The sequence below is a fragment of the Azospirillum sp. TSH100 genome, from assembly GCF_004923295.1.
Lineage (GTDB): Bacteria > Pseudomonadota > Alphaproteobacteria > Azospirillales > Azospirillaceae > Azospirillum.
In genome coordinates, this window is record NZ_CP039637.1 from 69236 (window position 1) to 87891 (window position 18656).

The 18656-nt window shown below is 70.1% G+C and carries 18 protein-coding genes; 8 read left to right on the plus strand and 10 right to left on the minus strand.

Translation table 11 applies throughout. From position 1 onward, the window contains the following. Nucleotides 1-51 precede the first annotated feature (51 nt). The 5 genes from E6C72_RS21930 to E6C72_RS21950 all read right to left on the minus strand — a co-directional run bounded on the left by E6C72_RS21930 (nucleotide 52) and on the right by E6C72_RS21950 (nucleotide 3313). Nucleotides 52-954 carry an SDR family oxidoreductase gene (locus E6C72_RS21930; RefSeq protein WP_109085264.1) on the minus strand — a complete coding sequence of 301 codons (903 nt, stop codon included), beginning with the start codon at nucleotides 952-954 and terminating at the stop codon, nucleotides 52-54. A gap of 111 nt (nucleotides 955-1065) precedes the next feature. Further along, a complete protein-coding gene (locus tag E6C72_RS21935; RefSeq protein ID WP_247875630.1) occupies nucleotides 1066-1596 on the minus strand; it encodes a DUF2249 domain-containing protein in 531 nt (176 codons plus the stop codon). A gap of 130 nt (nucleotides 1597-1726) precedes the next feature. Beyond that, nucleotides 1727-2218, minus strand: a complete 492-nt coding sequence (locus E6C72_RS21940) for a hemerythrin domain-containing protein (RefSeq protein WP_109085263.1) — start codon at nucleotides 2216-2218, stop codon at nucleotides 1727-1729. Then, nucleotides 2219-2497 carry a DUF1858 domain-containing protein gene (locus tag E6C72_RS21945; RefSeq protein ID WP_247875629.1) on the minus strand — a complete coding sequence of 93 codons (279 nt, stop codon included), beginning with the start codon at nucleotides 2495-2497 and terminating at the stop codon, nucleotides 2219-2221. It abuts the gene before it with no gap. A gap of 87 nt (nucleotides 2498-2584) precedes the next feature. Further along, on the minus strand, nucleotides 2585-3313 hold the full coding sequence (locus tag E6C72_RS21950) for a Crp/Fnr family transcriptional regulator (RefSeq protein WP_109085262.1): 729 nt from the start codon (nucleotides 3311-3313) through the stop codon (nucleotides 2585-2587). 155 nt (nucleotides 3314-3468) lie between these two features. On the opposite strand from E6C72_RS21950, the gene E6C72_RS21955 reads away from it, so the two are divergent. Beyond that, complete coding sequence (locus E6C72_RS21955) at nucleotides 3469-4680, plus strand: NnrS family protein (protein WP_109085261.1); 1212 nt, start codon at nucleotides 3469-3471, stop codon at nucleotides 4678-4680. On the opposite strand, the gene E6C72_RS21960 is transcribed toward E6C72_RS21955, so the two are convergent. The 4 genes from E6C72_RS21960 to E6C72_RS21975 form a co-directional block, all read right to left on the minus strand. After that, nucleotides 4567-5253 carry an alpha/beta hydrolase gene (locus tag E6C72_RS21960; protein WP_109085260.1) on the minus strand — a complete coding sequence of 229 codons (687 nt, stop codon included), beginning with the start codon at nucleotides 5251-5253 and terminating at the stop codon, nucleotides 4567-4569. The two genes, E6C72_RS21955 and E6C72_RS21960, sit on opposite strands and share 114 nt — an antisense overlap. Nucleotides 5254-5281: 28 nt before the next feature. Then, nucleotides 5282-6283 (minus strand): glutathione S-transferase family protein, encoded by a 1002-nt coding sequence (locus E6C72_RS21965; protein WP_109085259.1) that lies wholly within the window; start codon nucleotides 6281-6283, stop codon nucleotides 5282-5284. Nucleotides 6284-6371: 88 nt separating this feature from the next. Continuing rightward, the gene (locus E6C72_RS21970) at nucleotides 6372-6968 is read right to left on the minus strand and encodes a YceI family protein (protein WP_109085258.1); all 597 of its coding nucleotides are present in this window, start codon (nucleotides 6966-6968) and stop codon (nucleotides 6372-6374) included. A 49-nt stretch (nucleotides 6969-7017) separates the two neighbouring features. Beyond that, nucleotides 7018-7869, minus strand: a complete 852-nt coding sequence (locus E6C72_RS21975; RefSeq protein ID WP_109085257.1) for a hypothetical protein — start codon at nucleotides 7867-7869, stop codon at nucleotides 7018-7020. A gap of 124 nt (nucleotides 7870-7993) precedes the next feature. On the opposite strand from E6C72_RS21975, the gene E6C72_RS21980 reads away from it, so the two are divergent. Further along, nucleotides 7994-8926, plus strand: coding sequence for a LysR family transcriptional regulator (locus E6C72_RS21980; protein ID WP_109085256.1), 933 nt, complete (start codon nucleotides 7994-7996; stop codon nucleotides 8924-8926). A gap of 120 nt (nucleotides 8927-9046) precedes the next feature. Here E6C72_RS21980 and E6C72_RS21985 read toward each other — a convergent pair whose 3' ends face one another. Continuing rightward, nucleotides 9047-10897 (minus strand): DEAD/DEAH box helicase, encoded by a 1851-nt coding sequence (locus tag E6C72_RS21985; RefSeq protein WP_247875627.1) that lies wholly within the window; start codon nucleotides 10895-10897, stop codon nucleotides 9047-9049. 341 nt (nucleotides 10898-11238) lie between these two features. Here E6C72_RS21985 and E6C72_RS21990 point away from each other — a divergent pair, with 341 nt between their 5' ends. The 6 genes from E6C72_RS21990 (at nucleotide 11239) to E6C72_RS22015 (ending at nucleotide 18411) form a co-directional block, all read left to right on the plus strand. Further along, on the plus strand, nucleotides 11239-12270 hold the full coding sequence (locus E6C72_RS21990) for a LacI family DNA-binding transcriptional regulator (protein ID WP_247882168.1): 1032 nt from the start codon (nucleotides 11239-11241) through the stop codon (nucleotides 12268-12270). A gap of 70 nt (nucleotides 12271-12340) precedes the next feature. Beyond that, nucleotides 12341-13792: a xylulokinase gene (gene xylB, locus E6C72_RS21995; protein ID WP_109085255.1), complete on the plus strand. Its 1452-nt coding sequence runs from the start codon at nucleotides 12341-12343 to the stop codon at nucleotides 13790-13792. Then, entirely contained in the window at nucleotides 13789-15111 is a 1323-nt protein-coding gene (gene xylA / locus E6C72_RS22000) for a xylose isomerase (RefSeq protein WP_109085254.1), read from the plus strand. Before xylB ends, xylA begins: the two co-directional genes overlap by 4 nt. 107 nt (nucleotides 15112-15218) lie before the next feature. Further along, the gene (xylF, locus tag E6C72_RS22005) at nucleotides 15219-16277 is read left to right on the plus strand and encodes a D-xylose ABC transporter substrate-binding protein (RefSeq protein WP_199228724.1); all 1059 of its coding nucleotides are present in this window, start codon (nucleotides 15219-15221) and stop codon (nucleotides 16275-16277) included. Further along, nucleotides 16277-17599 (plus strand): sugar ABC transporter permease, encoded by a 1323-nt coding sequence (locus E6C72_RS22010; RefSeq protein ID WP_109085253.1) that lies wholly within the window; start codon nucleotides 16277-16279, stop codon nucleotides 17597-17599. Before xylF ends, E6C72_RS22010 begins: the two co-directional genes overlap by 1 nt. Continuing rightward, nucleotides 17596-18411, plus strand: a complete 816-nt coding sequence (locus tag E6C72_RS22015; RefSeq protein WP_109085252.1) for an ATP-binding cassette domain-containing protein — start codon at nucleotides 17596-17598, stop codon at nucleotides 18409-18411. Before E6C72_RS22010 ends, E6C72_RS22015 begins: the two co-directional genes overlap by 4 nt. Nucleotides 18412-18656: the final 245 nt, after the last annotated feature.

Below are 18656 nucleotides of genomic sequence, written 5' to 3' on the forward strand. Positions count from 1 at the left end.
ATCCGCTGGAATCTGTTCCGCGCCGTTCCATCCACCCGGCACCGGCCTCCCTTACGGTTGCCCGCTGCCGCCGGCCGCACCATAGACGTGGCCGGTGGTGAAGCTGGCATCCTCCGCCGCGAGCTGGACATAGATGCTGGCAAGCTCGGCCGGCTGGCCGGGGCGGCCGAAGGGGGTCTGGCCGCCGAACTGCTTCAGCTTCTCCTGGCTGGCGCCGCCGCTCACCTGCAAGGGGGTCCAGATCGGGCCGGGGGCCACGCCGTTGACGCGGATGCCCTTGTACGCCAGCTGCTTGGCCAGCGACTTGACGTAATTCATCGTCGCCGCCTTGGTCTGGGCATAGGCGTACAGGTCCGGCGTCGGGTCGTAGGCCTGTTCCGACGTGGTGCCGATGATGACCGACCCCGGTTTCAGGTGGGGCAGGGCAGCCTTGATGATCCAGAAGGGGGCATAGATGTTGGTCTTCATCGTCGCGTCGAATTCCTCGCTGCTGATGTCGAGGATCGACGGAAAGGCCTGCTGGCGCGCCGCGTTGCAGACGAGGATGTCCAGCCCGCCCAGGCCGGCGACGGCATCGGCGACCAGCTTCTGGCAAAAGGCCTCGTCGCGCAGGTCGCCGGGGATCGCCACCGCCTTGCGGCCGGCCTCCTCGATCAGGGCGACGACGTCCTGGGCGTCCGGCTCCTCGGTCGGGAAATAGTTGATGGCGACGTCGGCGCCCTCGCGGGCATAGGCGATGGCGGCGGCCCGGCCCATGCCGGAATCGCCGCCGGTGATCAGCGCCCTGCGCCCCGCCAGCCGGCCGGAACCCTTGTAGCTGGTCTCGCCATGGTCGGGCGGCGGGTCCATGTCGCGGGCCAGCCCCGGCCAGGGCTGCGACTGGCCGTTGAAGGGCGGGCGCGGGTATTTGCTGCGCGGGTCCTGCGGCGTGACGGTGTCGTCCTTGCGGTCCATGGCTGTCTCCTGATCCGGCACGTCCGTGTGCGATGCGGTGATGCGTCACACAGAGAACCGGCCGGGTCGGGAATGGTTGCCGCAACCCTGACCTTCAGCCGCAGAGGTCCCTCAGCCGCACATGCCGCCGCAGCAGGATCCGTTGCGCCGGGCCAGCAGCCGCTCATAGGCGATGCTGACCACGCCGGCCGGGGGGATCACCCCTTGCAGCAGCGCCAGCACGTCGCCCTCCAGCGTGCCGGGCGGAATGTCCGTCACCTCGCAGACCGAGGCGCCGCTGCCATCCGGTCCCAGCCGCGCATCCGCCGCCGCGACCGTGACGTCGCCGTTGCGGGCGATGTGCACGCGCAGGCTGGTCGCCGCCGCCCCCTCGGGCCGGGCGATGCGCACCTGCCAGACTTCGGGCCCCTGTTGCAGATATTCCCAGGAGAATCCGGCGCCGAACAGGCTGAGCAGCTGGTGGTGCAGCGGGCGCGGGTCATGGTCGTTGACCAGCGAGAAGCCGTCGCCGGGCGTCAGATCCTGCACCGATGCGAAGATCAGCTGATGGCGCTGATAGGGCGGGATGGCGCGGAGATCGAGAACCGGTTCGGCCTGGGTGGAGTTGGCCGAGGCGGGTTTTGCGAGGGTGGTCGGCATCATCGTCCGTCTGGTTTATGGGGGGGAAGCGGCAGGATCGCCGCAAGATCGCTATGTCCCCCTGTAACCCGGATCGCCGCCCCCTTCTTTGCTCCAGCACAAACGCCGGAGAGGGAAGGGTGCCGGTCTGGCGTCAGCCTGCCAGCGCAGAGGCGAAAGCCCGGTCCTCCTCGGCCGACAGCAGGGCGTCGGTCGCCGGGACCAGCGTCGTCTCCTCCTTCTGGATGTGCAGGACCAGGGCGCGCACCAGCTCCTCGCCGAAGCTGCGGAAGACCGGCCAGCTGTCCCAGTCGAACCCCTCGCGCAGGACCAGCCCGCAAAAGCGGCCCAGCCGGCGGGCGATTGGCCGCATATGCTCATGATCCTCCAGCAGGTCGGCCGTCCACTCATGCCCGCCCGCCGCGGCCAGCGCCGGGAACAAAGCCTCCTCCGCCGCGAAATGGCTCTCCAGCGGCCCGTCCAGCTCGGCGGCGAGAAGGGCGACCGTGTCGCGTTCCTCCCCCGTCAGCACCGGCAGGCTGTCCTCGCCATGACGGCCGAGCAGGGCATCGAGACGGTCCAGCAGCTCCATCACGCGGTGATGGTCGTCATGCAGGATGCGTCCGGTCAGGCTGTCGGTGTGCATTCACCCGATCTCCGCAAAGGAGGCCGCCGGCCTGCCCACGGCGGCGATCTCGTCCAGCAGGGCGCCAAGCTCCAGCCCATAGGCCTCGGCCGCCTCGCGCACGGTCATGAAGGGCGCCATGGCACAGCCGGGGCAGGCAAGGCCATGGCGCAGCAGCACCGGGACCACCGCCGGCCGGCCGCTCATCAGCTCGGCCATCGTCAAATTCGCCAGGTTCAAATTCGCCAGCGTCAAATCCGCCATCTTCAGATCGGCGAGCTTCGGTTCGGCGACCGTCATTTCGGCATGCTCCGGCACGGGGGACAGGCCGCTACCCTATCGACCCCGCCACGGGCGGTCTTTGCGCCACCGCAACCCGGCAGGCGGTCACTCCCGTTTCGGCACCGGCGTCGATACCGGCGGCAAATCCTCGGCAATGGCGACCAGCGCGTGTGGCTTGCGGATCACCACCTGCTGCCGGCCGCTCTCGACGATGCCCTGGCTTTCCCAGGCCGACAGGGTGCGGCTGACGGTGTGCAGCGTCGTCCCCGTCATCTCCGCCACATCCTGCCTGGACAGCGGAAAGTCGATCTCCACCCCCGCCTCGACCCGCCGCCCGGCCTGACGCACCAGCCGCAGCAGGGCGTGGGCGATGCGTCGTTCCACCCGCTCGGTCGCCACCTCGCGCAGGCGGTTCTGCAACTCGCGCAGCCGGCCGCCGATGATCGACAGCGCGTTGCGGGCGATGGCGGGATGGCGGTCCATCAGCTCGGTCATCGCCGCGGCCGGCCAGGACAGCTCGACGCAATCCGCCACCGCGACGGCATCGGCCGGATAGAGCCCGTCTGTGAAGATCGCCAGCGTCCCGAACATCTCGCCGGGGCCGATGAAGCGCATCACCACCTGCTGCCCGTCCGGACCGGTCTGGACGATCTTCACCCGCCCGTCGATCAGCGCATGGCCGGCCGCAGCCGGGTCCCCCTGGGTGAAGATGGCGGTGCCGCGCGGGTGCAGCCGGGGCCGCGCCAGCCCCACCGCGTCGGCCAGCGCATCGGCGCCCAGCCCGGCGAACAGCGGCATGCCGCGCAGCAGGGCGGGATCGGGGGGCGGGGGCATGGCGGTCGTCCTGGCTCTCTGGGCGGGATCGGTGGGGCGTGATCGGGGGGGGCGTGATCGCCATCCATTCGTGCACGACTTTGTTGCCGGTCAAAGCGCGAAATCCCGCCCGCCCCCAGAATGGCGGCACCACCCCAGCGAAGGCACCCCGCGCCATGCCCACCCCCGTCACCAGCGCCCACCGGCTGATGTATCCGGCCGCAGCCCTCTACGCCGCATCGGCGGTCCCGCTGTGGCTGGCCCGGTTCGGCGGCCTGCTGCCGCCCGGCTGGTCGCCTGCGGTCCGGTCGGCGGCCGTCCACGCGCACGAGATGACGCTGGGCTATGCGCTGGCGGTGGTCGGCGGCTTCCTGATGACCCGGCTGTCGCGCCCGATGCTGGCGGTCGCCGTCCTGTCCTGGCTCGCCGGCCGGCTGGCGCTGCTGGCCGGACTGCCACCGATGCTGGCCCTGCCGCTCTGCCTCGCCTATCCTGTGTTTCTGTTCGCCGTCGCCGGCCTGCCGTTCCTGCGCACCAGCCGCAGCGGCCACAATGCGGTGTTCGGCCCGCTGATCGGCGCCCTCCTGCTGGCCGAGGCGCTGTTCTGGGCCGGTGAACTGGGTCTCATGACCAACAACGGCCAGCCGGTCGCCCTGCTGCTGATCGCCACGCTGCTGCTGACCATGGGCGGGCGGGTCATCCCCGCCGCCACCGCCGGCGCCCTGCGCCGCCAGGGCATCACCCTGTCGCAGCGGGTCCAGCCGAGGCTGGAGGCGATCGGCATCGCCGGCGCCGCCCTCTGCCTGCTGTCTTCCGCCACCGGCCTGCTGCCGTCGCTGGGCGCCGCCGGGGCCGCCATGGCCGGAGCGGGCGCGCTGCTGCGGCTGGCCCGCTGGAAGCCGCATCTGCTGCTGCGCCGGCCGGAGATCGCCAGCCTGCATCTCGGCTATTGCTGCCTCGGCGCCGGCTGGCTGCTGACAGCCGGCACCGCTCTGTCCGACCTGTCGCCAGCCGCCGGCTGGCACCTGCTGGGGGTCGGCGCGCTCGGCATCCTTGCCAGCGCGATGATGATCCGCACCACCCTTCAGCGCGAGGCGGAGCCGGACCGCTTCCCGCCCGCCGCCACCGTCGCCGTCGCGCTGATCGCCCTCGCCGCCGCGCTCCGTCTGGCTGCGGTCTGCTGGCCCTCGATGACGCTGCTGACGGCGGCGGCGGTCTTCTGGACGCTGGGCCAGCTCCTGACGGCGGCGGTGCTGCTCACCCGGCCGCGGCGGTCACGCCGACGGCAGGACGCGCTCCAGGAAGCTCAGGCCGAGCTGCGCCCCGGCGGCGGTGATGGTGTGGGGAACGCCGCGCAGCAGATGCTCCTCCACCGCGAAGCCGGATGAGCGCAGATGCGCGGCGGCGGCCTGCACCACGGCGGGCGGCATGATGCTGTCCGCCGCACCGCCGACCATCAGGACCGGCGGCCGCCGTCCCGCCCCGCCCGGTGTCGGAACCGGTGCCGCGATGCGGCCGGCGAAGGCGAGGACCGCGCCGCAGCGCTCCGGAGCGGTCATGGCGAGATGCAGCGCCATGATGCTGCCCTGGCTGAAGCCGACCAATGCCACGTCGGCGGGGGCGACGCCGGCCCGCAGCCGTTCGGCCTCGATGAGGTCGACGAGGGCCGGCAGGGCGGCGGCGACGCGGGCGGGACGGTTCTCCTCCGTCACGCCGGCGATGCTGAACCATTGATGCCCGTTGCCCATGTCGAACGGCTGCTGCGCATTGGGCGCAGCGAAGGCGGTGCCGGGCAGAGCCTGCCGCCAGGCCTGGGCAAGCGGCATCAGGTCGGCGCCGGACGACCCGACGCCATGCAGCAGGATGACCAGCCGCCGCGCCGCGCCCCCGGAGGCCGGGGCCAGGCGCAGGATGCCGTTGGAGCCGATACCATCGGAGCCGTCTGCGGTGCTGCCGGTCATGGAAAGCGTCCCTCCTGTCGTCGCTGTGTCACGCCCGCTGCCAGATACCCTTGCCCGGCAGCCGGTCGCGGTCATGGCTGCGGTCGAAATCCAGCGCCGGCCCCTTCGGCACGATCAGCGTCGGGTTGATCGCCGGGTTGGTGTAGTAGCCGGCCTTGATGTCGTCGATCCTCACCGTCTCGCGGATGCCCGGCCACTGGTACAGCTCGCGCAGGTAGGAGGACAGGTTCGGATAATCCCCGATCCGCCGCAGGTTGCACTTGAAGGCGCCGTGATAGGCGGCGTCGAAGCGGACCAGCGTCACGAACAGGCGCCAGTCGGCCTCGGTCAGATGCCCGCCCGCCAGATAGCGGCTTGCCGCCAGACGCTCCTCCAACCGGTCGAGCGTGGCGAACAGCGCGTCGAACGCCTCGTCGTAGCTGGCCTGCGACTTGGCGAAGCCGCAGCGGTACACGCCATTGTTGACGCTGGCATAGACCAGCTCGTTCCAGCGGTCGATCTCCGGCCGCAGCGGCTCGGGATAGAGGTCCAGCCGGTTGCCGGTCAGGCGATCGAAGGCGCTGTTCAGGATGCGGATGATGTCCGCCGACTCGTTGTTGACGATGCGGCCCTCCTGCCGGTCCCACAGAACCGGGACCGACACCTTGCCGGTGTAGGTCGGGTCGCTCGCCGTATAGAGGCTGTGATGGTGACGGAAACGGCCGACGCGCGGTCCGCCGTCCTGTTCCTGGGCATAGACCCAGCCGTCCTCGCCCAGCACCGGTTCGGCGACGGACAGGCCGATCACGCCCTCCAGACCCTTCAGCGCGCGGAAGATCAGCGTGCGCGAGGCCCAGGGACACAGATAGGAGACATAGAGGTGGTAGCGCCCCGCCACCGCCGGCAGGGTGGGCCGCCCCTCCGCGTCGGGCGCGCCGTCCGGCGTGATCCAGTCGCGGAAGCGGGTCGGCTCGCGGTGGAAGGCGCCGCCCTTGATCTCGCTGGCCGCGATGTCGCCCTTCACCCAAACACCGTTCACAAGCTGCGGCATCGCGGTTTCTCCATTCCGATCGGCACATAGGCGAAGGGGCCGGCGAACCGGCCCCTCTTACTCTGCAACAGTCGAGGACTGCCGGCGATCAGGACTTGACCGCTTCGACCTCGATCAGCAGCTGGATGTCGTCGCCGATGGCCGGGGCGCCGTACTTCATGCCGAAGTCGGTGCGCTTGACCGTGCCGCGGGCGGAGAAGCCGGCGGTCTCCAGCTTGCTGGCCGGGCTGACGCCGTCCTTGTTGAAGGTGACGTCCAGCACCACCGGCTTGGTCACGCCCAGCAGGGTCAGGTCGCCGTGCAGCTTGCCGGTCTTGTCGCCGGTCTTCTCGATCTTCGTGCTCTTGAAGGTCATCTTCGGGAACTCCTTCGCATTGAAGAAGTCCGGCGAGCGCAGATGCTCGTCACGCTTGGCGTGGTTGGTGTCGACGCTGGTGGTGTCGATGGTGACGGTGACCACGCTCTTCTCGACGGCGTCCTTGTCGAAGGTGACGTCGCCGCCGACCGTGTTGAAGCGGCCGATCACGTTGGAGAAGCCGACATGGTTGACGATGAAGGCGACGGCCGTGTGCGCCGGATCGATCTTGTAGCTGACCGGGGCGGCGAAGGCGGGGGCCCCCATGGAGAGGGTGGCGCCGACGGCGGTGGCGGCGAACAGGGCGGCGGCAAACAGGGTCTTCTTCATGAACGCAACTCCGGGAAAAGGCAGGATTGACTGGAAGGAGGGAAGGGGATCAGTAGGGCGAGGCTTCGCCGCCGCTCAGCGCGAAGGCCGCGCCGATGGCGACCAGCGCCGGCAGGACCGCGACCACCGTGACGGCGGCCGCCGAGGCGGCGCGGCCGACCGGGCCGTCGCCCTGGGGAATGAGGCGGCGGGCATGGCCGGCCAGCAGGGCGGGCAGGGCCAGCAGCAGAACCGCGGCCTGGGTCTGGGTGAACAGGGCCAGCACGGCGGCCAGCAGCACGGCGATGCCGGTGGCGGCCCGGCCCGACAGGCCCCAGCCATGACGCTCCACCGGCCAGTTCCACAGCAGGAAGCCGCCGGCCGCCGCCGCCAGTGCCAGCGCCATCTGGGCGATGGAGGCCGAGGAGCCGATCAGCGCGGTGCCGCCGACGGCCAGCGCCAGCGCCAGCAGCGTGGAGGCCGGCGCCATCGGGCTTTCGACCGGGCTCTCGACCTCTTCCGAACCGCGGACAAAAGCGACACACGCCGCCGTGACCAGCAGGACGATCAGGGTGACGATCGCCGCCGCGGAGTCGAGGGCGGGCAGGGCGATCCACAGCAGCGAGGCGGCCAGCCACACCGCCAGCAGCACCGAAGCGGCCCGGCCGCGGAACCCCGCCACATCAGCGACGACGCCGATCAGCAGCCCGGCGGCGGACGCCCAGAACAGCTTGCCCATGCTGGACGGCGGCGGCAGGGCCGGCAGTCCGATGACCATGGCGAACACGACCAGGAAACCGGCGGCGACGCCGGCGGCGGCCAGCGACCGGCGCAGCAGATGCAGGACACCGACCAGGATCAGGCCGACCAGCAGGGGCAGCGCGCTGGATTGGACGAAGGGGTCTTGAAGCAGCTCGGACATTTGGGGAAAGCCGGGTTTCGATTGGGTGGCGCAGGTTGCGCTTGGCCGAGACCCTAGCCTGTGCTTTGGTGAGCGCGAATTCGGGAGATTTGCAAAAAGCATATGCAGGAATGAGCGGGAATAAATGATAAGTGGCAGCAACTGGGATGATCTTCGCTATCTGCTGGCAGTGGCGCGGCATGGGTCGCTGTCGGCGGCGGCGCGCGTCCTGGGGGTGAACCACAGCACCGTGCTGCGCCGGGTGACCGCGCTGGAGGAGGCGATGGGCGCCCGCCTGTTCGACAAGCTGCCCGGCGGCTATGTGCTGACCGCGGCGGGCGACGAGATGCAGCGGGTGGCGCAGAAGATGGAGGAGGATCTGGCCGCCGCCAACCGTCTTCTGTCCGGCCGCGACACCCGGATCAGCGGCAGCCTGCGCGTCACCACCCTCGACATTCTGACGCTCTACATCCTGCCCCGCCACATCGTCGCCTTCCGCCGGCGCCACCCCGACCTGCGGGTCGATCTGGTGGCGGCGGAGGCCTCGCTCAGCCTGACCCGGCGCGAGGCCGACGTGGCGATCCGCGCCACCACCAGCCCGCCGGAAAATCTGGTCGGCCGCGCCGTGTCGGGTCTCGCCTTCGCCGTCTATGGCGCCGCCGCCTATCTGGACGCCGCGGACGGCGCCGGCGGTCTCGACCGCCATCCCTGGGTCGGGCTGGACGACTCCTTCGACCACACCAACCTCGCCGACTGGATGAAACGGACGGTCCCGGCGGGTTCGGTGCGCTACCGCGTCAACTCGGTGGCGGGAGCGGTGGAGGCGGTGCGGGCCGGCATCGGCCTTGGCCTGCTGCCCTGCGGCGTGGTCGACCGCGACCCCGCCTTCCGCCGCATCGGCGACCCGGTGCAGGAGGCCGACGCCAAGCTGTGGCTGCTGACCCACGAGGATCTGCGCCACATGGGCCGCGTCCGCGCCTTCCTCGACTTCATGGCCGATGCCCTGATCCGCGACCGCGACCTGCTGGAGGGGCGCTGTCCGCTTCCCCCGATATCCCCCTCTCCCCCCCTGCCGTAAGCTTTGCTTACGGCGCCGACAGGCGAAGCGTAGCTTCGCCGAAAAGCGGGGAGAGGGTCGGGGTGAGGGGGATGCACATGCCGGATTTTTGGGTAAGAGCCGCAGCGCGTCCCCCTCACCCTAACCCTCTCCCCGGGGGGGAGAGGGGATCCTGTCGCCGCCGCGAGCCGCAGGCATCCCATAGCCCGCCCGGTGCGACCCCCGCCGCCTCGTCGACCATGTGAACTGCGGATCGTCGACGATCAGATGCCGATGGTCCGACAGCCGGTTGCGCTCCAGCCAGCCGACGGTCGCCTCCAGCTCCGACAGGGTCATTTCGGAGCGCGCCTTCTTCATCAGCCGCTTCAGCACGGCGTTGTAGATGTGGTAGCCGGTCGGCCCCTCGGCGACGAGGTTGTTGTCCTCGTCCTCGATCACCTGCGCCGCGACCAGCTGGCCGATGCGCTGGCGCAGGTGATGCTCCGCCGCGCTCGGGGTCAGCGGCAACTCGCCCGGATCCCGCCCCGGCGCCCCGAAATCCGGCCCCGGCGCCACCACGGCGAAGCTCAGCGCCGTGGCGTTGGAGTCCAGCGGGATGATCTCCGGTTCCCGCTCCAGTGATCGTTCAAAGGGAAGCTCCTGCTGCGGCCTGCGCGTCTTCACCATGGCGCGGGTGCCCTGCTGGGTCTCCACCATGGTGCGGAACCGCTCGAACAGCGCGTCGGAGGGGTGGTAGACCAGCGCCCGCTGCCGGTCATAGGGGCCGCCACGCGGGTCCACCCGCGTCGCCCGCGCGATCGCCTGTTCCAGCCAGGGGCGGGAGCGGATGTGCGTCAGGCAGGCGACATGGGTGATCGACGGCGCGTCCAGCCCCTCGTACGCCATGGCGACGGAGACCAGCACCGCCGGCTCCGGCCGCAGCCGGAAAGCGGCCACCACCTCCTGCGCGTCGCGGCATTCGGAGATGGCGAGCCGCGCCATGCGGCCGGCCTGCGCCTTCGGCATCCAGCCTTGCAAAGTCTCCAGATAGAAGCGCGCCGTCTCCTGGTCCGGTGCGATCACCAGCAGCTTGCCCAGCCCCGCATCGTCGTGCCCGGCCGGCAGCTTCAGCTCCGCCCGCCGCTTCGCCCGATGTTCCCGGCAGGAACGATAAGCCTCGCGCAGCATCGCCTGGGCGAAGCCGGTGCGAAGTGCTGTGAACAGGGCGTCCCTCGTGTTCTCCCCCGCCTTCGACAGGGCATCGACCCAGCGGTTGGTCCGCTCCGCATCCAGCCAGGAGGCCGTCCCGTCCATCGCCCCGAAGGTGACGGGCAGGATCGCCTTTTCCGCCAGCGCCTGCCGGCGCGAATAGCCGACCACCGCCCAGCCCGGCGCCTTGAAGTCGATCTCCCGCACCTTCCTCGTCCCCTGCGGCGCCCGGTAGGGCAGCCACAGGATCGGCCGGCCGTCGGCGCGCTCCAGCGTCCCGCTCATCAGCAGCCGGGCCGACGCGTTCTCCAGCAGCGGCAGGATCGACCGGCTCCACGCCGTTTCCTCCTCCACCGCCATGCCGCGGTCGGTGTCGAAGACCGCCGGCAGATGGTGCAGCTCGTCCACCGCCAGCAGGTAGCGGTGGCGGCGGAACTCCTGCAGATGCAAATCCGGTGCGGCGGCGACCGCCTGATAGGTGGTGACGTAACCCTGCAACCCGCGGCAGAGATCGCGCCCGTTCTCCGCCGCGCGGAGGGCGATGGTGTGTCCCAACAGCTCGCGCCAGCGCGGATCGACGAAAGCCTCCTCCGCCTGCTGGCGCAGGCTGTCGCGCGGCACGATCCAGCAGACGCGGTCGATCCGCGCCGCCTTGTGCAGCGCCGCCGCCATGATGACCGGCAGCAGCGATTTCCCCCCGCCGGGCGTCACCGCCGCCAGAACGTCGCGAACCTCCGTCTGCTCCTGGCCGATGGCGTCGGCGATGGCGCTGACCAGTTGCTGATGGGTTCTCAGCTGCGGCATTCCACCCTGCTGGCTGTGGCACGAGGGAGGAGCAAGCCTAAATTCCCGCGAGTCCCCAGGTCATGAGCGCAATCGAAGGCAATGGGCCCCATCGGGAGTAGGGCCGTCTCCGGTCGGGGCCAGCGGTTCGAGCCCTCTAAGCCCAATGAGGAAGCACAGCCGCATACTGACGTACGCACCTAAAATTCCGCACCTGCGAACCAGCCAACCCCGACCTTGGATCGGCCGAAAGTCAGTGCTGGAACCGCCTCCGGTTTTTTGAGTTGCGCACCTCAAAATGCCGGCATATGGTTCGCGCCATGAACAATCAAGCCAGCGATGCGCCCCCCGGTGATGCGCCCATGACCCTGCGCGACGTGGCCGCCGCCGCCGGCGTCAGCCTTGCGACCGCCGACCGGGTGGTCAACGGGCGGCCCGGCGTCAGCGCCAAGACCGCGCGCAAGGTGCATGAGGCGGTGCAGCGGCTGGGCTTCCGTCCCCTGGCGGCGGCGGCGGAGCTGGCGCGGGCACGGTCCTGGCGCTTCGCCGTGATCCTCCCCGGCGGCGGCAACCGCTTCATGATGGACATCGCCGACAACATCCGTTCCCAGGCCGACTGGTTCCGCGCCCGGCGCATCGGGGTGGAGATCATCGAGGCCGACGTGTTCGACGCCGACACCCTGGCTGAGCAACTGGCCGCCCTGCCGGGCCGCTTCGACGGCGTGGCGCTGGTGGCGCTCGACCATCCGCGCATCCGCGCCGCCATCGACGATCTGGTCGAGGGTGGCATGGCGGTGGTGACGCTGGTGTCGGACGCCCCCTCGTCGCGGCGCCAGCATTATGTCGGCATCGACAACATCGCCGCCGGCCGCACCGCCGGCTCGCTGGTCGGCCGCTTCCTCGGTCCCCCGCGCGCGGGTGAACCCGGCGGCGCCGTCGGCATCATCACCGGATCGGGCAGCCTGCGCGACCATGCCGAACGCCGCTTCGGCTTCGGGCAGGTGCTGGCGGAGGAATATCCCCACCTGACCCGCCTGACCCCGGTGGAGGGCCGCGACGATCCGGAGCGCAACCGCGATCTGGTCCGCCGCATGCTGGCGGACACGCCCGATCTGGTGGCGATCTACAACACCGGCGAGGGCTCCGTCGGCATCGGCGAGGCGCTGGCCGAGGCCGGCCTCGCCCGCAAGATCCTCTGCGTCGGGCACGAACTGACGCCGGCCACCCGCCGCATGCTGCTGGACGGCACCTTCGCCGCCCTGGTCGCCCAGGATCCGGGGCACGAGGTGCGCTCGATGGCGCGGGTGCTCCACGCCCTGGTTGCCGGCCAGGAGATCGTCGCGGCGCAGGAACACATCCGGGTCCAGGTCATCCTGCGCGACAACCTGCCCTGACGGGCGCCAAGAACATGCCCTGACGGGCATCAGGAACACGCCCGCAAGGGCATCAGAAAAGGTCGACGGCATGTTTCTCGGGATCGACATCGGCACATCGAGCGTCAAGGCGGTTCTGACCGACGCCGATGGGGCCGTCGCCGCCAGCGCGTCCCGCCCCTGCACCGTCTCCCGCCCCCATCCCCTGTGGTCGGAGCAGGAGCCGGAGGACTGGGTATCCGCCGCCATCGCCGCGGTGGACGAGCTGGCCGAACGCCAGCCCACGGCCCTCGCCGCCGTGCTCGGCATCGGCTTCTCCGGCCAGATGCACGGCGCGGTTCTGCTGGGCATCGACAACCGGGTGCTGCGTCCCGCCATCCTGTGGAACGACGGCCGCTCCCACCGCCAGTGCGCGACGCTGGAGGAAAGCCTGCCGACGCTGCGGGCGATCAGCGGCAACATCGCCATGCCCGGCTTCACCGCTCCCAAACTGCTGTGGGTGGCGGAGGAGGAACCGGACATCTTCGCGGCGCTGACCAAGGTGCTGCTGCCCAAGGCCTATGTCCGCTGGCGCTTCACTGGTGTCATGGTGGAGGAGATGTCGGACGCCTCCGGCACGCTGTGGCTCGACGTGGCGCGGCGCGGCTGGTCGGACGACCTGCTCGCCGCCACCCGCCTGACCCGTGCCCATATGCCGGATCTGGCGGAAGGATCCGACGCCGTCGCCCAACTGTCGCCTGAGCTGGCCCGGCGCTGGGGCATGAAAACGCCGCCGCTGGTGGCGGGCGGGGCGGGGGATTGCGCCGCCAGCGCCGTCGGCCTTGGCGCCATCACCCCTGGCGACGGCTTCCTCAGCCTCGGCACCTCCGGCGTGCTGTGGCGGACGACCGACCGTTTCCTGCCCAACCCGGCGATGGCGGTCCATGCCTTCTGCCACGCGCTGCCCGGCGTCTGGCACCAGATGGGGGTCATGCTGTCGTCCGCCGCCTCGCTGGCCTGGGCCGCCTCCACCCTCGGCGCGCCGGAGGCCGACCTGCTGGCCCCGCTGGGCGACGCCGTCGACGGCCCCTCGCCGGTCGCCTTCCTGCCCTATCTGTCGGGCGAGCGCACCCCCCACAACGACGCCACCGTGCGCGGCCTGTTCGCCGGCCTGTCGGCGGAAACCACACGCGACGCGATGGTCCAGGCGGTGCTGGAAGGCGTCGCCTTCGCCGCCCGGGACAATCTCGTCGCGCTGGGCGAGGGTGCTCCGACCGCTTTTGATCTGGCCGGCGGCGGCTCCCGCTCCCGGCTGTGGGCGCGCATCTGCGCCGATGTCCTCGGCGTCACCATCCACCGCATCGAGGACGGCGAGGTCGGGGCGGCGTTGGGCGCCGCCCATCTCGGCCGCATGGCGGCGACGGGAGAATCTCCCGCCACCGTCTGCCGCAAGCCCCGCCGTCTTGAGACCTTCACCCCCGATCCGGCCCGCGCCGACGCGTACAGCCAGGCCTGGCTGCGCTGGCGCCGGCTCTACCCCCTTGCCAAGGAGTTCGCGTCTTGAGCACCGCCTCTTTCTTCGGCGACCTGTCCCCCGTTGCCTATCGCGGGCCGGACAGCCGCGACCCGCTGTCCTACCGCTGGTACGACAAGGACCGCGTGGTGCTGGGCAAGCGGATGGAGGACCATCTGCGCCTGGCCGCCTGCTACTGGCACAGCTTCTGCTGGCCGGGCGGCGACCCCTTCGGCGGCGAGACCTTCCTGCGCCCCTGGATGCGCCCCGGCCAGGATCCGATGGCGGCGGCGCGCGCCAAGGCCGACGTCGCCTTCGAGATGTTCCGCCTGCTCGACATCCCCTATTTCTGCTTCCACGACCTCGACGCCGCGCCGGAGGGCGACACGCTGGCCGAGAGCGTCGACAATCTGAAGGCCATCACCGAGCTGTTCGCGGCCAAGATGGATACCGCCAAGGTCCGGGTGCTGTGGGGCACCGCCAACCTGTTCTCCCACCGCCGCTACATGGCGGGTGCCGCGACCAACCCGGATCCGGACGTCTTCCTCTATGCCTGCGGGCAGGTCCGCGCCGCGCTGGAGGCGACCCATGCGCTGGGCGGCGCCAACTACGTCATGTGGGGCGGCCGCGAGGGCTATGAGACGCTGCTGAACACCGACCTGAAGCGCGAGCTGGACCAGATGGGCCGCTTCCTGGCGATGGTGGTCGAGCACAAGCACAGGATCGGCTTCAGCGGCCCGATCCTGATCGAACCGAAGCCGCGCGAGCCGACCAAGCACCAGTACGACTTCGACGTCGCCACCGTCTACGGCTTCCTGGAACGCTACGATCTGCTGGCCGACGTGCGGGTGAACATCGAGCAGAACCACGCGATCCTGGCCGGCCACAGCTTCCAGCACGAGGTGGCGCTGGCCCTGGCGCTCGGCATCTTCGGCTCGCTCGACATGAACCGCGGCGACGGGCTGCTGGGCTGGGACACCGACCAGTTCGCCAACGACATCGGCGAACTGACGGTGGTGATGCACGACATCCTGAAGGGCGGCGGCTTCACCACCGGCGGCCTGAATTTCGACGCCAAGATCCGCCGCCAGTCGCTCGACCCGGCGGACCTGCTGCACGGCCACATCGGCGGCATCGACAGTTGCGCCCGCGCCCTGCTGCAGGCGGCGCAGATGCTGGAGGACGGCGCCCTGACCAAGCCGCTGGCCGAGCGCTACGCCGGCTGGGACGGCGCGGAGGGCCAGGCGATCCTGTCCGGCAAGCGCGACCTCGCCACGCTGGCCGAACGGGCGCTGACCTCGGGCATCAACCCCCAGCCGCGCTCCGGCCGGCAGGAGTATCTGGAGAACGTCGTCAACCGCTACGTCTGAACCGTCAACAGTATCCCCTCTCCCCCCCGGGGAGAGGGGGATATCGGAGACTTCTCGTCGATCAACAAGGCCGCCATGACCGGACGGCCACATAAGGAGGAAACACGATGAAGCACCGCCTCACCGCTACCGCCGCCGGCCTGTTCCTGACGCTGGCAGCCGCGACCACCATGACCTCGACGGCGGCGCTGGCCGCCGGCACCACCGTCGGCGTGTCCTGGTCCAACTTCCAGGAGGAGCGCTGGAAGACCGACGAGGCGGCGATCAAGGCCGTGATCGAGAAGGCCGGCGGCACCTACCTGTCGGCCGACGCCCAGTCCTCGCCGGCCAAGCAGCTGTCGGACATCGAATCGCTGATCTCGCGCGGCGCCAAGGCGCTGATCATCCTGGCCCAGGACAGCGACGCCATCCGCCCGGCGGTGGAGAAGGCGGCGGCGGAGGGCATCCCGGTGGTCGGCTATGACCGGCTGATCGAAATCCCGTCGGCCTTCTACATCACCTTCGACAACAAGGAGGTCGGCCGCCTCCAGGCGCGCAGCGTCTTCGCGATGAAGCCGAAGGGCAACTACGCCTTCATCAAGGGCAGCTCCACCGACCCCAACGCCGACTTCCTGTTCGCCGGCCAGATGGAGGTGCTGAAGGCCGCCATCGACCGCGGCGACGTCAAGAATGTCGGCGAGGCCTACACCGACAAGTGGCTGCCGGCCATCGCCCAGCAGAACATGGAGCAGATCCTGACCAAGAACGGCAACAAGGTCGATGCCGTGGTCGCCTCCAACGACGGCACCGCCGGCGGTGCGGTGGCGGCGCTGGCGGCGCAGGGTCTGGCCGGGACCGTGCCGGTGTCGGGCCAGGACGGCGACAAGGCGGCGCTGAACCGCATCGCGCTCGGCACCCAGACGGTGTCGGTGTGGAAGGACGCCCGTGAACTCGGCCGCCGCGCCGCCGAGATCGCCATCGATCTGGCCGGCGGCAAGAAGATGTCCGCGATCGCCGGCGCCACCACCTTCGACGGCGGTCCGAAGAAGCAGAAGATGACCTCGCTGTTCCTCACCCCGATCGCCATCACCAAGGACAACCTCAATCAGGTGATCGACGCCGGCTGGGTGACCAAGGACGTGGTCTGCCAGGGTGTGAAGCCGGGCAGCGTCAAGGCCTGCAACTGATGGCGGAACCGTCCACCACCCTGTCCCCGGCGCCTTCTTCGGAAGCGCCGGCCGGACGGCGGGCCGGCATCGGCGACGCCCTGCGCGCGCTGGAGCTGGACACCCGCATGGTCGGGATGATCGGGGCGCTGGCCATCGTCTGGATCGGCTTCGACATCCTGACCGGCGGCGCCTTCCTGACCCCGCGCAACCTGTGGAACCTGTCGGTGCAGACCGCGTCGGTCGCCGTGATGGCGACCGGCATGGTGCTGGTCATCGTCACCCGCAACATCGACCTGTCGGTGGGCTCCATCCTGGGCTTCACCGGCATGGTGGTCGGCGTGCTCCAGGCCCGCATCCTGCCGGAGATCTGGGGGTTCGACCATCCGATGACCTGGGTGGTGGCGGTGCTGGCGGCGATCGCCGTCGGCGGGGCGGTGGGGGCGATGCAGGGCGCCGTCATCGCCTATCTCGGCGTGTCGTCCTTCATCGTCACGCTGGGCGGACTGCTGGTGTGGCGCGGTGCGGCCTGGTGGGTGACCACCGGCCAGACGGTGGCGCCGATGGACGGCCTGTTCAAGCGGCTGGGCGGCGGCTTCGAGGGCGCCATCGGCGCCGGTCCCAGCTGGGCGGTCGGCATCGCCGCCGTCCTGCTGTCGGTCGCCGCCATCCTGGTGACGCGGCGGCGGCGGGCCGGCTTCGGCTTTCCCGTCCGGCCCTTGTGGGCGGAGGGGGTGGTGATCCTGCTGGTCGCCGCCGCCATCGTCGGCGCCGTGCTGGTGGTCAACGCCTATCCACTGCCGATCCCGGTGGTGCGCCGCATGATGGAGGCGCAGGGTCTGTCCACCGACGGCACGCTGCCCTTCGTCGCCCACGGCTTCGCCATCCCGGTGCTGATCGCGCTGGCGGTGGGGGTGGCGATGACCTTCCTGTCGCGGCGCACCCGCTTCGGCCGCTACGTCTTCGCCATCGGCGGCAATCCGGAGGCGGCGGAGCTGTCGGGCATCAACACCCGCCGGGTGATGGTGATGGTGTTCGGGCTGATGGGGGCGCTGTGCGGCCTGTCCGCCTGCATCGCCACCGCCCGGCTGAACGCCGCGACCAACGCCAACGGCACGCTGGACGAGCTGTACGTCATCGCCGCGGCGATCATCGGCGGCACCTCGATGGCCGGTGGCGTCGGCACCATCCTCGGCGCGATGCTGGGCGCCATGGTGATGCAGTCCCTGCAATCCGGCATGGTGCTGCTGGGGGTGGACGCGCCGATGCAGAACATCGTCGTCGGCCTCGTGCTGGTCGCGGCGGTCTATGTCGACACGCTCTATCGCCGGGGGTTGAAATGAGCGCTCTCACAACGGCAATACCAGGGGCGGAGCCGCAGGCGGCCACCGCCCCGCTGGTGGAGATGCGCGACGTCTCCATCGCCTTCGGCGGCATCAAGGCGGTGGACGGCGTCAGCATCGACCTCTACCCCGGCGAGGTGGTCGGGCTGCTCGGCCACAACGGCGCCGGCAAATCGACGCTCATCAAGATCCTGTCCGGCGCCTATGCCGCCGACCATGGCGAGATCCGGGTGAACGGCGAGCCGGTCCACATCGCCAGCCCGCGCGACGCCAAGCGCTGCGGCATCGAGACGATCTACCAGACCCTCGCCCTGGCCGACAATGTCGACGCCGCCGCCAACATCTTCCTCGGCCGCGAAAAGCTGACCGCCTGGGGCACGCTGGACGACCACGCGATGGAGGCGGAGGCGCGCAAGGTGATGGGCCGCCTGAACCCGCATTTCCGCCGCTTCAAGGAACCGGTGAAGGCGCTGTCCGGCGGTCAGCGCCAGTCGGTCGCCATCGCCCGCGCCATCCATTTCGACGCCCGCGTCCTGATCATGGACGAACCGACCGCGGCACTCGGCCCCGCCGAGACCCGTCAGGTCGGCGAGCTGGTGAAGCAGCTGAAGCAGGAGGGGATCGGCATCTTCCTGATTTCCCACGACATCCACGACGTGTTCGATCTGGCCGACCGCATCCATGTGATGAAGAACGGCAAGCTGGTCGGCACCGCCCGCGTCGCCGACGTGACGCAGGACGAGGTGCTGGGCATGATCATCCTCGGCAAATGCCCGCCGGGAGCGGTCCCCGGACCGGGTGCGGCGGCCTGACCGCTCAGCCCGCCGATGGACTGAACCGCGACACCGGCAGCGGCCCGAAGGCTTCTGCCGGATAGCGCGTGACCGCGCCGCTCGCATGGATCATCGTTGTTCTCCGGACTGTCCGATGATTCCGGGACGTCAAGTTCAGACAACGCTATGAAAAGGTAAATTTAAATTTACCACGCCACTGCGGGCATTCAACATACTATAGTATGGATGTGCGGCAATATTCTCCCACGCATTCAAAGGCTGCT

Excerpts from the sequence above, each read along its gene's own strand:
- E6C72_RS21930 (WP_109085264.1), bottom strand. The coding sequence starts at position 954 with ATGGACCGCAAGGACGACACCGTCACGCCGCAGGACCCGCGCAGCAAA.
- E6C72_RS21935 (WP_247875630.1), bottom strand. The coding sequence starts at position 1,596 with ATGATGCCGACCACCCTCGCAAAACCCGCCTCGGCCAACTCCACCCAG.
- E6C72_RS21940 (WP_109085263.1), bottom strand. The coding sequence starts at position 2,218 with ATGCACACCGACAGCCTGACCGGACGCATCCTGCATGACGACCATCAC.
- E6C72_RS21945 (WP_247875629.1), bottom strand. The coding sequence starts at position 2,497 with ATGACGGTCGCCGAACCGAAGCTCGCCGATCTGAAGATGGCGGATTTG.
- E6C72_RS21950 (WP_109085262.1), bottom strand. The coding sequence starts at position 3,313 with ATGCCCCCGCCCCCCGATCCCGCCCTGCTGCGCGGCATGCCGCTGTTC.
- E6C72_RS21955 (WP_109085261.1), top strand. The coding sequence starts at position 3,469 with ATGCCCACCCCCGTCACCAGCGCCCACCGGCTGATGTATCCGGCCGCA.
- E6C72_RS21960 (WP_109085260.1), bottom strand. The coding sequence starts at position 5,253 with ATGACCGGCAGCACCGCAGACGGCTCCGATGGTATCGGCTCCAACGGC.
- E6C72_RS21965 (WP_109085259.1), bottom strand. The coding sequence starts at position 6,283 with ATGCCGCAGCTTGTGAACGGTGTTTGGGTGAAGGGCGACATCGCGGCC.
- E6C72_RS21970 (WP_109085258.1), bottom strand. The coding sequence starts at position 6,968 with ATGAAGAAGACCCTGTTTGCCGCCGCCCTGTTCGCCGCCACCGCCGTC.
- E6C72_RS21975 (WP_109085257.1), bottom strand. The coding sequence starts at position 7,869 with ATGTCCGAGCTGCTTCAAGACCCCTTCGTCCAATCCAGCGCGCTGCCC.
- E6C72_RS21980 (WP_109085256.1), top strand. The coding sequence starts at position 7,994 with ATGATAAGTGGCAGCAACTGGGATGATCTTCGCTATCTGCTGGCAGTG.
- E6C72_RS21985 (WP_247875627.1), bottom strand. The coding sequence starts at position 10,897 with ATGCCGCAGCTGAGAACCCATCAGCAACTGGTCAGCGCCATCGCCGAC.
- E6C72_RS21990 (WP_247882168.1), top strand. The coding sequence starts at position 11,239 with ATGACCCTGCGCGACGTGGCCGCCGCCGCCGGCGTCAGCCTTGCGACC.
- xylB (WP_109085255.1), top strand. The coding sequence starts at position 12,341 with ATGTTTCTCGGGATCGACATCGGCACATCGAGCGTCAAGGCGGTTCTG.
- xylF (WP_199228724.1), top strand. The coding sequence starts at position 15,219 with ATGAAGCACCGCCTCACCGCTACCGCCGCCGGCCTGTTCCTGACGCTG.
- E6C72_RS22010 (WP_109085253.1), top strand. The coding sequence starts at position 16,277 with ATGGCGGAACCGTCCACCACCCTGTCCCCGGCGCCTTCTTCGGAAGCG.
- E6C72_RS22015 (WP_109085252.1), top strand. The coding sequence starts at position 17,596 with ATGAGCGCTCTCACAACGGCAATACCAGGGGCGGAGCCGCAGGCGGCC.